This window comes from Pseudomonas sp. NPDC087185 (assembly GCF_044744955.1).
Taxonomy (GTDB): Bacteria; Pseudomonadota; Gammaproteobacteria; order Pseudomonadales; family Pseudomonadaceae; genus Aquipseudomonas.
This window is the reverse complement of sequence record NZ_JBIUZK010000002.1, coordinates 589,847-602,711: the sequence shown is the minus strand read 5'-3', so window position 1 is coordinate 602,711 and position 12,865 is coordinate 589,847. Positions and strand designations below refer to the sequence as shown.

Genomic DNA, 12,865 nt, shown 5'->3' with positions numbered 1-12,865 from the left:
TCTAATTTACGTCACTGTGCAGGTCCAAGGGTTTTATGCGTACGCGAACGCCTGAACGGCTGTGCCTGCCCCTTCAGAACGGCCCGCAATACAGGCGCGGGCACTGCTGGACGCCCAGTTGCGTGGCCACCAGCAACGCCCGAAAGTCCTCGACGCTGAGGGGCAGTGCCTGCCACAGCAGGCACACCCAATAGAGATGGCACTTGAGCAACACCAGGCTCACTCGGTCATCTCGCCCGGATCAGTCATGGGCCACCGCTGTGTCGCACAGCCTAGCGCGTGCCTGGGCCAGCACCGACGCAGCGAGGCGGCCCTGGTCGACCAGCGCCTGCAGCGCAGTCAGGCAGATCGCCTGGCGATCTACCTCGAACCAGCAGCCGCTTCCTGCCCCTTGGCGCGCGTCAGCGCCCAACCGAAATTCATGCCTGCGGCGGCGAGCAGGATGGCGGCAGCACCGGCCATCTGCAGCACGCCAAGGGGGTGGCCGAAGGCAAGCCAATCGACCATGATCGCGACGATCGGGTAAATGTACGAAAGCGCCCCGACCAGCGCGGTCGGGATCTTTTGGATGGCGCTGTACAGCAGCGTCGACATGACCCCGGTATGCACCACGCCAATAATGATCAGGTAGGTCCAGGCATCGCTCGCCATGTCCTGTGCGGCAACATCCACGAACGGTGCCAGCGCCAGCACGCCGACGATCATCTGGATCAGCACGATAAGGTGCGCCGGCACGGTTTTAAGGCGCTTGGTGATTGCCGCCGCCACTGCGTAGAAGAACGCAGATGCCAACGCCAGGCAGATACCGGCCACATAGTCGGAGCCCACCGCTTGCCCGCTGCGCTTTGCCGACACGATCAGCACCAACCCGGCAAAGGCCAGCAGCAGCCAGCCCACCTTGGCCGGGCTCAGGCGCTCGGCAAAGAAAACCACGCCCAGGCCGACCAACATGAATGGCTGGACGTGATAGACCACTGTTGCAATGGCGATCGAGGAATGGCCGTAGGCACTGAACAGCAGCACCCAATTGAGCATGAGCGCTACACCGCCAAGGCACACCAGTGCAAATTGCCGGGCAGTGATCCGCGGCTGGCGGAAAACCCCGAGCGCCAGGCACGCCACCAGCATTGCCAGGGCGCCGAACAGGCAGCGCCAGAACACCACGGCCTCCGGCGCTTGCCCGGACATGACGACAAACCAGCCGACCGTGCCGGAAATCACCATGGCCAAAATCATTTCAACGGCCCCACGGGCATCTGGCTTCATTTGCACTGCTTCCTTGCTGCGGGCGTTGCCGTAACCTAAGCCACCTTGATGCTGGCCCCATGGTCGGCAAATCGAACGATATAATGAACTAACGACCGACATAGTGAACAGCACCTGCCGGACCGTCAACACCTTTAAGGATGATTTAAAGAACAAATGAATGACATAACGAACGAAATGCCCGGCAACCCGCTCAGCCGGATCGACCTGCTGGCCCTGGCAATCAAACGTGAACGACAGCTGGCCGGGCTCTCGGTCACCGAGCTGGCCAAGCGCGCTGGGGTTGCCAAGTCGACCTTGTCACAGCTCGAATCGGGTATCGGCAACCCCAGTATCGAAACCCTGTGGTCATTGGCCATGGCCATGGGCCTGCAGGTGACGCGGTTCTTCGAACAACCGCAGCAGCACCTGCGTGTCATCCGTGCCAACGAGGGCATGACCGCCTATGCCGAAGCCTCCAACTACGCCGCCACCCTGCTGGCCGACTGCCCTGCCGGCGTGCAGCGGGACATTTACCGGCTGAAGGTGCAGCCCGGGGAGGCGCGGTTGTCGCAACCCCACCTGCCAGGCACGGTCGAGCACGTGGTGCTGTGTACCGGCAGCGCCAACATCGGCCCGGCCAGCGACCCCGTGTTGCTGCACGCAGGCGACTACATCAGCTACTCGGCGCACCTGCCGCATGTGTTCGAAGCGTTCGAGGCGGATACTACCGCCGTGATGGTGATCGAGCACCCTTGAGTGCAGGGCCCGGCACGCGGTGCACATGCCTCGTCATCGGTTGATCGACCGGTGAGGAGGCGTAGCGCACGATCGCGGGCCAGGGCAAATGGCAAAGCACTGGTTTGCCGGTCGAACAATGGGTAATAATGCGATTCATTAGCATTCATGCATGGCAAGGGAAGCACGCATGCCCGCCAGACACCCCATCGAGCACCTCTACGTCGAACACCACAGCTGGCTGCAAGGCTGGCTGCGCCATCGGCTGAACAACGCGGCGGATGCAGCCGACCTGGCCCAGGACACCTTCGTACGCGTGCTGCAGCGGCGCCAAGCACAGGTGCCACAAACGCCACGCGCGTATCTGCGGACCATTGCCCGCGGCCTGGTGATCGACCTCTGGCGCCACCGCGACATCGAACGCGCCTGGCTTGACACCCTGGCGCAGTTGCCCGAGGCGCAAGCGCCTTCGCCGGAGGTCAGTGCCCTGGCCATCGAAGCCCTGGTGGCCATCGACCGCCTGCTCGACAGTTTGCCGGAGCGGGCGCGCACGGTCTTCCTGCTGGCACAACTGGACGGTTTGCCCTGCCCGCGCATCGCCGAGCAGCTGGGGGTGTCGCTGTCGACGGTGGAGCGTGACCTGGCCAAGGCCCTGCGCCATTGCTACCAACTGGTTTTCGAGGGCACGCCATGAAAGGCGCCGCGCTGCCTTCGCTGCCGAGCGATGCGGTCGACGAGGCCATCGAATGGTCAATCCGCCTGACCTACAACCAACCCGACCTCGCCACCCGCCAGGCCTTTGACGCCTGGCTGGCCAGTGACGACGTGCACCGCCAGGCCTGGGCGCGTATGCAGAGCCTGACCGGCCGGTTTGCCGGCATGCCGAGCGGGCTGGCCCGCCAGGCACTGGCCAAATTGCCCGAAGCACGCCTGCAACGGCGCCAGATGCTCAAGCTGCTGGCCCTGTTCGCCGCAGTCGGTAGCACCAGCTGGGGCCTGCGCGATGCCGCGCCCGTGCAGCGCTTGCTGGCCGACTACAGCACCGGCGTGGGCGAACACCGGCGCTGGACCCTCGCCGATGGCAGCCTGCTGGAGCTCAACACCGACAGCGCCGTGCGCCTGCACTTCGACGAGCGTGCCCGGCATATCGAATTGCTGCGCGGCGAGCTGAACCTCAACAGCGGCGCCGACAGCAGCAGCCCGCGCCCTCGCCCGCTGCGCGTGGACACGGCGTTGGGGCAGTTCGAAGCCCTGGGCACCTGCTTCAGCGTGCGCCTGGCCCCACAAGCCTGCCGCCTGGGCGTTACCGAAGGCGCGGTGCGCCTGCAGCCGCGCCACGGTGAAGCGGTCATCGCCCAGGCTGGCGAAACCTGGCAGATGACGGCGGACAATTGCCTGCGCTTACCCGGTAGCGCCCAGGACGCCGCAGCCTGGCGCGACGGTGTGCTGCCCGCACGCGACATGCCACTGGCCGAGCTGCTCGGCGAACTCGGCCGCTACCGCAGCGGCTACCTGGGTTGCGACCCGCAGGTCGGCCAACGCCTGATCAGCGGCAACTTCAACCTCACCGACACCGATGCCACCCTGGCCTTCATCGCCCAGGCCCACGGCCTGCGCCTGCACGCCTACACCCGATACTGGGTGCGCCTGAGCGCCTGATACCCACCTACGCAAAAAATGCTTCGCAGTGTGAAGGGGTTGTCGATCTCGCCCGGCATATACAGCAAAACACTCACACTGCCAACGAGACTCGACGTGACCCGACACCTTCCCTTGCGCATCGCCATCCGCCATGCCCTGTTCTGCGCCAGCCTGGGCCTGGCCAGTGTACCGCTGGCCCAGGCCGCACCCGCCGACAGCAGCGCCAGCCATGCACTGGCCATCCCCGCAGGTTCACTGGACGCCGCGTTGACCGCGCTAAGCCGCGCCACCGGCCTGAACATCGCCTTCGCTCCCGCCGACCTGGCCGGCAAATACAGCCCTGGGCTGCAAGGCAGTTTCAGCAGCGACCAGGCCCTGCAGCGCCTGCTGCAAGGCAGTGGCTTGCTGGCGGTGGCGCAAGACAGCGGCGGCTATCGCCTGATGCCCATCGGCACTGGCGCACAGCACGGCGCCGTGGCGCTCGACCCGACCAACGTGACCAGTACCGCCAACCTTGGCGAGCAGACCGAAAATACCGGCTCCTACACTACCGGTGCCATCGCAGCAGGCGGCAAGCGTGCCCGCAGCCTGCGTGAAACCCCGCAGTCGGTGTCGGTGATGAGCAGCCAGCGCATCGCGGACCAGCACCTCACCAGCCTCACCCAGGTGCTCGACCAGACCACGGGCATCACCGTGGTGGGTGGCAACGATTCGAAGAACGAGATCTACTCGCGCGGCTTCGTCATCCGCAGCATCCAGACCGACAGCGGCGCGCCGATGCTGCGCAACGAAACCTTCGACACCCTCCCCGACATGACCGCCTACGACCACGTCGAGGTGCTGCGCGGCTCGGACGGCCTGTTCGGCGGCACCGGCGACCCCGGTGGCAGCATCAACCTGGTGCGCAAGCGCGCCCTGCCCTACAACCAGCTGAAGATCAGCCAGTCGGCCGGCAGCTGGGACAACTACCGCAGCGAAGTCGACCTGACCGGGCCGCTCGGGTTCGACGGCGCCTTGCGCGGCCGGGTGGCGATGTCGTTCGAAGATAAACAATACTTCTACGACAACGCCGACAGTGAAAAACACGTGATCTTCGGCACCCTCGAAGCCGACCTCAGCCCCGCCACGCTGGTTACTGTCGGCGGCACCTACGAATGGCGCGACATGGACGGCTACTGGGACCGCGGCATGGTGCGCTACAAGGACGGCTCGCCCATCGGCAGCTCGCGCAGCCGCTCGCTGGCAGCCGACTGGTCGGCCAACAACTACAAACGCACCGAATACTTCGCCAAGGTCGACCACGCGCTGAACGACAACTGGACGCTCAAGGCCAGTTACACCAAGAGCAAATTCGATTCGACCCAGGACATCGGCGAGGTCAGCGACTCGGTCAACCCAGTCACCAACCTGACCACCTTCAAACGTTTCATCCGCGGCTACAGCAACGAGCAGGACCTGTTCGACACCAACCTGTCCGGCACCTTCGAAGCCTTCGGCCTGCAACACGAAGTGCTGGTGGGCGCCGACTATGAAGAGGTGATGCGCACCTATTCCGACCACAGCGACCTGTCGGCGAGCAGCGACATCAACGTGCCGTTCGACATCACCAGCGGCGACGCAGGGTCGATGCCCAAGCCACGCACGCCCGGCATCTATTACTACAACCCCGACTGGAACCAGCGCAAATCCGGCGCCTACGCCACGTTTAAAGCGCAACTGGCCGAACCGCTGCACCTGACCCTCGGCGCACGCTACTCCGACTACCGCGACAACGTGCGCACTGTGGTGCCCAACTTCAACATGGACACCCGGGTCAAGGAGAGCAACCGCGGCGAGATCACCCCCTTCGGCTCCGTGGTGCTGGACCTCAACGAGCAGTGGTCGCTGTACACCAGCTACGCCGAGATCTTCCAACCACAGACTGCCTACAAGTCGGCCAGCAGCCAGCCGCTGGACCCAATCGAGGGCGAAACCTATGAGTTCGGCACCAAGGGTGAATTGCTGGGCGGGCGCCTGAACCTGTCCAGTGCGCTGTATTACACCCAGCGCATGAATGAGGCAGTGAGCATCGGGCAAGGGTTCTACAGCGCTTCGGGCGAGGTGATCAGCAAGGGCATCGACAGCGAGATTTCCGGCGAGCTGGCACCGGGTTGGCAGGCGATGGTCGGCTACACCCTGAACATCAACAAACAGCGCACCGCCGGCAACCCGAGCAACGACGGCCAACCGATGAGCACGCAGACGCCCAAGCACTTGTTCAAGTTCTTCACCACCTATCAGCTGCCGGGTGAGTTCGAGCGCTGGAAGGTCGGCCTGGGCGCAACGATTCAAAGCGACAGCTACAAGCAAGGTTTCGTCCAGCATCGCATGCCCGACGGCTCGCTCAGCCAGCAAGACCCGTACGCGTTCCGCCAGGCGGGGTATGCGCTGTGGAACGGCTTGATCGAATACCGCATCGACGCGCACTGGACGGCCACGCTCAACGGCAACAACCTGTTCGACAAGACCTACTTCCAAACCGTGGATGCCAGCAACACCGGCAACTGGTATGGGGCACCGCGCAGCTACATGGTGACCTTGCGCGGCACGTTCTGAAGGCTCTCGGTCACTGTTTCGTAACGCAGGTAGCCATGGCAATCGGTGCCGGTGCAAGCGAAGCCTGCCTGTTCGTACATCAACCTGGCGGGGTTGTCTGCCCGGACACTCAGCACCAGGCGGGTACAGTTCGCTTGTGCGGCATCGGCGCCATAACGCTCCAGCAGCGCCCGGCCAATGCCACAGCGCCGATAAGCCGGGCTGACGTTGATCGTGCACAGCTCGGCCTGCCCCTCGGTGGGCGCCCACAACGAATAGCCGGCAAACTGCTCATCCAGCAACGCCACGGTGAGCCGCTCGAAGTGCTCGACCCAGCGTGTCAGGTGGCGGTGCAGGTCGTTCTGCCAGGCCAGTGCGTGAGCGGGCTCCCAGGTGCGGATGTAGTCCTGCTCGCCCAAATAGATCGAAGGGAGGTCGGTGACCCGTGCCTTGCGCAGCGTCACAGCCATGGGCGTCCCCTCATTGGCGCATGCCGGCCAGCAACATGGCCATGAACCTGCGCACCTCGGCGCGGTGCGTGGCCATGTCCAGCGCATCGCCATTGCACAGGCGCAGCAACTGCAGGTGCCCATAGTCGTTGATCAGAAACGCCGCATAGCCGACATCCAGGTCAGCCCGCAGCTTGCCGCTGTCGCATAGATCCTGCAGCAAGTGCTTCAACTCATCGACCAGTGCGTCGTTGACCCGTTTGTACGCCGCCGGCACGTCGTGCTGATCACCGCCCAGCAGGGGCAGCAAGGGCGGCAGTATCTCCCGCCACAGCGGCGCAGGCAGCACGGCGAAGGCGTAGTCGGTGAGGTGTTCCTCGTAGCAGCACAAGGCATCCAGCGCATCGTCGAATTCCGGCAGGCGGCGGCGCGCCTGGGTGACCGCGCGATGGTCGGCTTCGCGCAGTTTTTCCAGCAGGATCTCCTGCTTACTGCCGAAGTAGGCAAACACGGTGGGCACCGACACCGCCGCCAGGCGCGCGATCTGTTCCATGGTGGTGGTCTGGTAGCCCTGCGCCTCGAACAGGCCAAGCGCGGTACGGCTGATGGTTTCCCGGCGCATGGCCTTCTGCTGTTCGCGTAATCCGCTCACGTCACTACCTTTGTCGAACCCATCGGTGGGAATGGGCAGCATACAACATCGCTGAACTCGCAAAAATATTTTATTGACTAAAACTTTTTATCGACGCAAAACTAGCGCGGCATTTTGACCCAGGGAGCCGCCATGACCACCGCTGCAGACCTCATCATCCATAACGCCCGCCTCTACACCGTCGACCCGCACCGGCCCTGGGCCAACGCCGTGGCCGTGCAAGGGGAACGCATCGTCTGCGTGGGCGATAACGCCAGCGTCATGGCCCACGCCAGCCCGGCAACGCGGTTAGTGGATGCCGGCGGCAAGCTGGTGCTGCCCGGCTTCGTCGAGTCGCACTGGCACTTCTCCAGCACCGCTTTCGCCTTCCAGGCGCTGGTCAACCATGAAGACCCAGATGAAGTGCTGGCCCTGCTCAAACGCTACGTCGACGCCAACCCTACGGAAACGGCCATCACCGGCATGGGCTGGATCCAGCCGCTGATGCCACCGCACCTGCTGCGCCGCGAAGTGCTGGACGCGATCTGCCCGGACAAACCGGTGTGCCTGCTGTCCACCGATTACCACACCATGTGGGTCAACACGTTTGCGCTGAACGCTGCCGGCATCGACCGCGATACCCCGGCGGTGGAAGAAGGCGCCAGCTGGTTCGAAAAGGACCCGGTGACCGGCGAGCCGACGGGCATCATCATCGACTGCGCCGCCTACTCCTTGCTAATGCAACGCCTGAGCGAAGCAGGCTACCTGCCGACCGGCATCGACCTGTACCTGCGCTCCATCCCGTTTTGGCAGGAAAAACTGGTGGCTGCTGGTATCACCACGGTGTTCGACGCCGGCTTCCTCGACCCGGCCGGCGACCAGGCCCTGCTGTACGAAACCCTGCAGCAACTGGAGCGCGAAGCACGCCTGAAGGTGCGGGTGGTGGGCAGCTACATCAACACGGGCACCGAGGACGACCCGGTCGCCTGCCTGCAAGACCTGCGCGCGCGCTATGCCTCGCCATTGGTCAAGGCGCAAACCCTGAAGCTGATGCTCGACGGCACCGAACTGAACCACACCGCCTACCTGCTTGAACCTTACTGCGACAAGCCGCACAGCTGCGGCGCGACGACCATGCCGGAGGCCGTGTTCGAACAGCATGTGCGCAACGCCGATGCCAACGGCATCGATGTGATGGTGCATGCGGTGGGTGACGCGGCGGTGCGCATGGCCCTGGACGTGTTCGAGCGCACCTTCGCCAGCAACCCACCGCGCGAGCGCCGCCATGTCATCACCCACGCCTTCCTCACCCACCCTGACGACATCCCGCGTTTTCGCCGTATCGGCGTCATGGCCAATACCCAACTGCAGTGGGGCGTGGTCGATGCCTATGCCGAGGCAATCCAGCAGTCTTACGGTTTCAAGCGCTGGGCCTCGATGTACAAGTTCCGCAGCTTCATCGACCAGGGCGTGACCGTGTCCATCGGCATGGACGGGCTGGTGTGCCAGTGCCGCTGCCAGCACAAACCGGTCGAACACATCGAATCGGGCCACACCCGCCAGCTCAGCGGCGAGCCCGATGCACCGGTGATGCCCGATGCCGACGAACGCCTGAGCATTCCCCAACTGATTGCCGCCTACACCCTCAACGGCGCCTACCAGCTGGGCCTGGAGAAAGAGATCGGCTCGATCACTGAAGGCAAGCGGGCCGACATCATCATCCTTGAGCAAGACCTGTTCGAGCTCGACCGCTACCAGATCGGCAAGACCGAGGTGGCGCTGACCTTGATGAACGGCCGCATCACCCATGACGCAGGCACCCTCCCCCACGCCTGACCTGACTGCCGCGGCCTGCGGGCCGCGCGCCCTGCTGCACCCGGGAAACTCCAATGCACAACAATAAAAACACCCTGCTTCTGCGTGCCGCCCTGATCTACATCGCCGCCACGGCGCTGATCATCATTGGCGTGCAACCGATCTTCATCGGCCTGGTCAGTGAACGGCTGAACCTGGACCTGAGCCAGCAAGGCTGGATCCTGTCTGTGGAAATGGCCGGCACCTTGCTGGGCAGCCTGCTCCTGCCTGTTCTAGGGCGGTGCTTCGGTGGCCGGGGCCTATACGTGACGGCCGCGCTCGCGGCCGGCGCACTGAACCTGCTCAGTGGCGCGCTGGACGCACTGTCGGCGCTGATCGTCTGCCGCCTGGCCTGTGGCATGGCCGCCGGGCTGCTGTATGCGGGGGCGATCAGTGGGCTGGGGCGCATGCCTGGGCAGGACCGCTCGTATGGGCTGTCGCTGCTGATCCAGACCGCCGTCTTCGCCCTGTCTGCCACATGCATGCCGCAGTTGGCGGAGCTGATTGGCAACCGGGGGGCGATTGCATCCATGGGCTTCTGGTTCGTATTGATCGGCCTGGCAGCGCTGCTGGTCCCTACCCGAATGCACCGCGAGGCGCCGCAGCAGCCTGCGCAGCGCGGTGGCGGCTCGGCCATGCTCGGGCGCGCGGCGTTGCTGGGGATGCTGTGCCTGCAGCTGGCCATTTATTGCATCTGGGGGTTTGTCGACCACCTGGCGCGCGAGCGCGGGATCGGGCCGGTGGACGTGGGCTGGGCGTTCGGGCTGGGTATACTCGGCGGTTTGCCTGGCGGGGCGCTGCCGAGCGTGCTCGGCGCGCGGGTGAGCCGTGGGCCGATGATCGGCATGGGTTCACTGCTGGTGCTGCTGTCGATCGTGCTACTGGCGCGGCACTCCCATGATGCGCAGCAGTTGTGCGGGGCGTTGTTCCTGATGAATTTTGGCTGGGTGCTGGCGCTGACCTACTACATGGGGGCCATCGCCACCCATGACCCGAAGGGCACGCTGACGCCATGGGTGAGTATCCTACAAATGGGGGCAGCGGCCGTGGCGCCTGCGTTCGTGGCGGTGCAACAGCAGAGTGCGGGGCGCGAGACGATCTTTGTCAGTGCCGGGGTGGCGATCGTGCTGGGGTTTGCGCTCAAGTGTGCGGCGGGGATGGTGCATCGCAACCGCGTTCAAGTGGCTGATTGAATCGGTCTCAGCCTGCAAGGCCAGCACCTATCCTGTGGGAGCGGGCAAGCCCGCTCCCACAGGGCCCTTGCTGAATCAGCGAGATGGGTTGGCGTCCAGGACCAGCGCTTTGGTCCGCGTGCGCCAGGCCACCGTCAGCAGCAGCCCCAGCCCCGCCATCGCCGCGCCTGCCAGCGAAATCGCCGGGTAGCCCAGCCCTGCATTGATCACCGCACCACCCAGCGCAGCACCGATGGCATTACCCAAATTGAACGCGCCGATGTTCACCGCCGACGCCAAGTTAGGCGCCTGCTTGGCGGCCTCCATCACCCGCATCTGCAGCGGCGGCACCAGGGCAAAACTGGCGGCGCCCCAGACCAGCACGGCCAAGGCAGTCGGCAGCGGCCAGCCGAGCACCAGCGGGAACACCAACAACACCGCAATCAGCACCGCCAGCGAGACCATCAAGGTGCGGTCGACCGAACGGTCCGCCGCCTTGCCGCCCCACACGTTGCCCAAGGTCAGGCCGACACCGAACAGCACCAGCATGGCCGTGATGAACGGGGTGGAAGCCCCCGCCTCGCTGTGCAGGATGGGCGCGATGTAGGTGAACACGGTGAACATCGCACTGGAGCCGACCACCGTCAGCGCCAGCGCCGACAACACCGGCCCACGCCCCAGTACACGGATTTCGGCCATCACGCCATCACTGGCCGGCAACTTCAGGTCAGGCAAGGCAAACCACAGGGCTACCATCGTCACCAGCCCAAGGCCGGCAATGCCCCAGAACGCGGTACGCCACCCCATCAACTCACCGAACCAGGTGGCCATTGGCACACCGCCGATAGTGGCAAGCGTCAGCCCCATGAACATAGCGGCCACCGCCCCGGCACGTTTTTCCGGCGGCACCACGCTGGCCGCAACGATCGAACCGACGCCGAAGAACGCGCCATGGTTGAGCGAAGTGACCACGCGGGCGATGAGCAAGCTGTGGTAATCGGTCGCCAGCGCCGACATCAGGTTGCCCAGGGTGAAAATCGCCATCAGCCCGATCAGCAAGTAACGCCGTGGGATCTTGCCGGTGGTGAGCGTCATCAGCGGCGCGCCGATCAGCACGCCAAGGGCATAGGCGCTGACCAGCAGCCCGGCTGCAGGGATCGACACGCCGAGGTCGGCAGCAATACTGGGCAACATGCCCATGGGGGCGAACTCGGTGACGCCGATGCCAAAGGCGCCGACGGCGAGTGCGACAAGTGGGGGGTTGATACGCATGGCAAAGCTCCTAATCTGTGCCTGGAATGCTACGATTCGATTTTTCGAAGCACTAGACCGCTTTTCTGGCAACCACCTTTGCGTAAGAGGCACAAATGGATTACAACGGGCGCTCCGGCGAGATGGAGGTATTTGCCAAGGTGGTGGATGCAGGCAGCCTGTCCGCAGCGGCGCGGGCGCTGGGGCTGACACCCTCGGCGGTGAGCCGGATCATCGCCCGCACCGAACAGCGCCTGGGCACCCGCCTGTTGTTGCGCACCACCCGAGCAATCAACCTGACCGCCGAGGGCGATGCGTACTTGCGCGGCGCGCGGCGCATCCTGGCCGACCTGGTCGAAGTCGAAGAAGCCATCACCGACCAGGGTGTACCCAGGGGCCGGCTGAGGGTCAGCGCTGCGCTTGGCCACGGCCGGCAGACGGTGGTGCCGCTGGTGGCGGCGTTCAGCGCCCTGTATCCGCACGTGCTGGTCGACCTGACCCTGAGCGACGAAATCACCGACATCCTCGGTGGCCAGGCGGATGTCGCCTTGCGCTTCGGCCATCTGCCAGACAGCGCGTTGACGGCGCGCTTCGTCGGCGACACCGGCGAAGTCATCGTGGCCTCGCCCGAATACCTGGAGCGCTGTGGCACTCCCGAGCAACCCGAGGACCTGGCCCGGCACAACTGCCTGCGGTTCAACTTCCGCCGTGCAGTGTCCGAGTGGCCGTTCCGTCGCGAGGGGCAGACATTTTCGCTGAAGGTGACCGGCAACATCGAATGCAGCAGCGGCGAGGCCCTGGCGCAACTGGCCAAGGTGGGGGCCGGCATTGCACGTATCGGCACCTTCACCGTCGCCGATGAACTGCGAAACGGCGCACTGGTGCCGCTGCTGGAGGCTTACAACCCGGGCGACCGCGAGCCGATCCACGCGGTATTCGTCGGCGGCCCGGCGATGCCAGCGCGGGTGCGGGTGTTCGTGGATTTTCTGGTGCAGCACCACCAGGGCTGGCCGCTGGCGGTGGAATGAGGCGCGGTAAAACGGCATTATCGGTGGCCCGACACACAAGGAGTTGAACATGCCCGCGAACCCGCCCGACGGCCTCCCCCGCTACCGCCTGATCACCGGCAAGGACGATGCCGCATTCTGCCGCAGAATCTCGGAAATACTCGCGCAGGGTTATGAACTGCACGGCTCGCCAAGCCTCACCTACGACCCGCAGCAGCAGTGCGTGATCGCAGGCCAGGCGGTGCTGTGGCCGGTTCATCAGCCCCAGGCCCCCGTGAAGTGAAAGCACGACGATGATCCTGC

13 protein-coding genes are annotated in these 12,865 nt (G+C 64.7%); 8 read left to right on the top strand and 5 right to left on the bottom strand.

Annotated elements, in window-relative coordinates:
• Positions 1-73: 73 nt before the first annotated feature.
• Together ACIPIJ_RS08295 and ACIPIJ_RS08290 are read right to left on the bottom strand one after the other, a co-directional pair.
• Positions 74-223: a hypothetical protein gene (locus ACIPIJ_RS08295; protein WP_401074815.1), complete on the bottom strand. Its 150-nt coding sequence runs from the start codon at positions 221-223 to the stop codon at positions 74-76.
• Positions 224-360: 137 nt separating this feature from the next.
• Positions 361-1,266 carry a DMT family transporter gene (locus ACIPIJ_RS08290; protein ID WP_401074812.1) on the bottom strand — a complete coding sequence of 302 codons (906 nt, stop codon included), beginning with the start codon at positions 1,264-1,266 and terminating at the stop codon, positions 361-363.
• Between the two features lie 156 nt (positions 1,267-1,422).
• On the opposite strand from ACIPIJ_RS08290, the gene ACIPIJ_RS08285 reads away from it, so the two are divergent.
• The 4 genes from ACIPIJ_RS08285 to ACIPIJ_RS08270 all read left to right on the top strand — a co-directional run bounded on the left by ACIPIJ_RS08285 (position 1,423) and on the right by ACIPIJ_RS08270 (position 6,219).
• Positions 1,423-2,004: a helix-turn-helix domain-containing protein gene (locus ACIPIJ_RS08285; protein WP_401074809.1), complete on the top strand. Its 582-nt coding sequence runs from the start codon at positions 1,423-1,425 to the stop codon at positions 2,002-2,004.
• Between the two features lie 169 nt (positions 2,005-2,173).
• Positions 2,174-2,677, top strand: a complete 504-nt coding sequence (locus tag ACIPIJ_RS08280; RefSeq protein WP_401074806.1) for a sigma-70 family RNA polymerase sigma factor — start codon at positions 2,174-2,176, stop codon at positions 2,675-2,677.
• Positions 2,674-3,642, top strand: a complete 969-nt coding sequence (locus tag ACIPIJ_RS08275) for a FecR domain-containing protein (protein WP_401074804.1) — start codon at positions 2,674-2,676, stop codon at positions 3,640-3,642. Before ACIPIJ_RS08280 ends, ACIPIJ_RS08275 begins: the two co-directional genes overlap by 4 nt.
• Before the next feature lie 96 nt (positions 3,643-3,738).
• Positions 3,739-6,219 carry a TonB-dependent siderophore receptor gene (locus tag ACIPIJ_RS08270; protein ID WP_401074801.1) on the top strand — a complete coding sequence of 827 codons (2,481 nt, stop codon included), beginning with the start codon at positions 3,739-3,741 and terminating at the stop codon, positions 6,217-6,219.
• Here the strand turns inward: ACIPIJ_RS08270 and ACIPIJ_RS08265 are convergent.
• Together ACIPIJ_RS08265 and ACIPIJ_RS08260 are read right to left on the bottom strand one after the other, a co-directional pair.
• Positions 6,189-6,668, bottom strand: a complete 480-nt coding sequence (locus tag ACIPIJ_RS08265) for a GNAT family N-acetyltransferase (protein ID WP_401074799.1) — start codon at positions 6,666-6,668, stop codon at positions 6,189-6,191. The genes ACIPIJ_RS08270 and ACIPIJ_RS08265 overlap by 31 nt on opposite strands.
• 10 nt (positions 6,669-6,678) lie before the next feature.
• Positions 6,679-7,299 carry a TetR/AcrR family transcriptional regulator gene (locus ACIPIJ_RS08260; RefSeq protein WP_401074796.1) on the bottom strand — a complete coding sequence of 207 codons (621 nt, stop codon included), beginning with the start codon at positions 7,297-7,299 and terminating at the stop codon, positions 6,679-6,681.
• 132 nt (positions 7,300-7,431) lie between these two features.
• Between ACIPIJ_RS08260 and ACIPIJ_RS08255 the strand changes: the two genes are divergently transcribed.
• Positions 7,432-9,114, top strand: a complete 1,683-nt coding sequence (locus tag ACIPIJ_RS08255) for an amidohydrolase (RefSeq protein ID WP_401074793.1) — start codon at positions 7,432-7,434, stop codon at positions 9,112-9,114.
• A 53-nt stretch (positions 9,115-9,167) separates the two neighbouring features.
• On the top strand, positions 9,168-10,325 hold the full coding sequence (locus tag ACIPIJ_RS08250; protein WP_401074791.1) for an MFS transporter: 1,158 nt from the start codon (positions 9,168-9,170) through the stop codon (positions 10,323-10,325).
• Positions 10,326-10,400: 75 nt separating this feature from the next.
• Here ACIPIJ_RS08250 and ACIPIJ_RS08245 read toward each other — a convergent pair whose 3' ends face one another.
• Entirely contained in the window at positions 10,401-11,576 is a 1,176-nt protein-coding gene (locus ACIPIJ_RS08245) for an MFS transporter (protein ID WP_401074788.1), read from the bottom strand.
• Between the two features lie 95 nt (positions 11,577-11,671).
• On the opposite strand from ACIPIJ_RS08245, the gene ACIPIJ_RS08240 reads away from it, so the two are divergent.
• Both ACIPIJ_RS08240 and ACIPIJ_RS08235 read left to right on the top strand, forming a co-directional pair.
• Positions 11,672-12,583 carry a LysR family transcriptional regulator gene (locus ACIPIJ_RS08240; RefSeq protein WP_401074785.1) on the top strand — a complete coding sequence of 304 codons (912 nt, stop codon included), beginning with the start codon at positions 11,672-11,674 and terminating at the stop codon, positions 12,581-12,583.
• 49 nt (positions 12,584-12,632) lie between these two features.
• Positions 12,633-12,845, top strand: coding sequence for a DUF1737 domain-containing protein (locus ACIPIJ_RS08235; RefSeq protein WP_401074783.1), 213 nt, complete (start codon positions 12,633-12,635; stop codon positions 12,843-12,845).
• Positions 12,846-12,865: the final 20 nt, after the last annotated feature.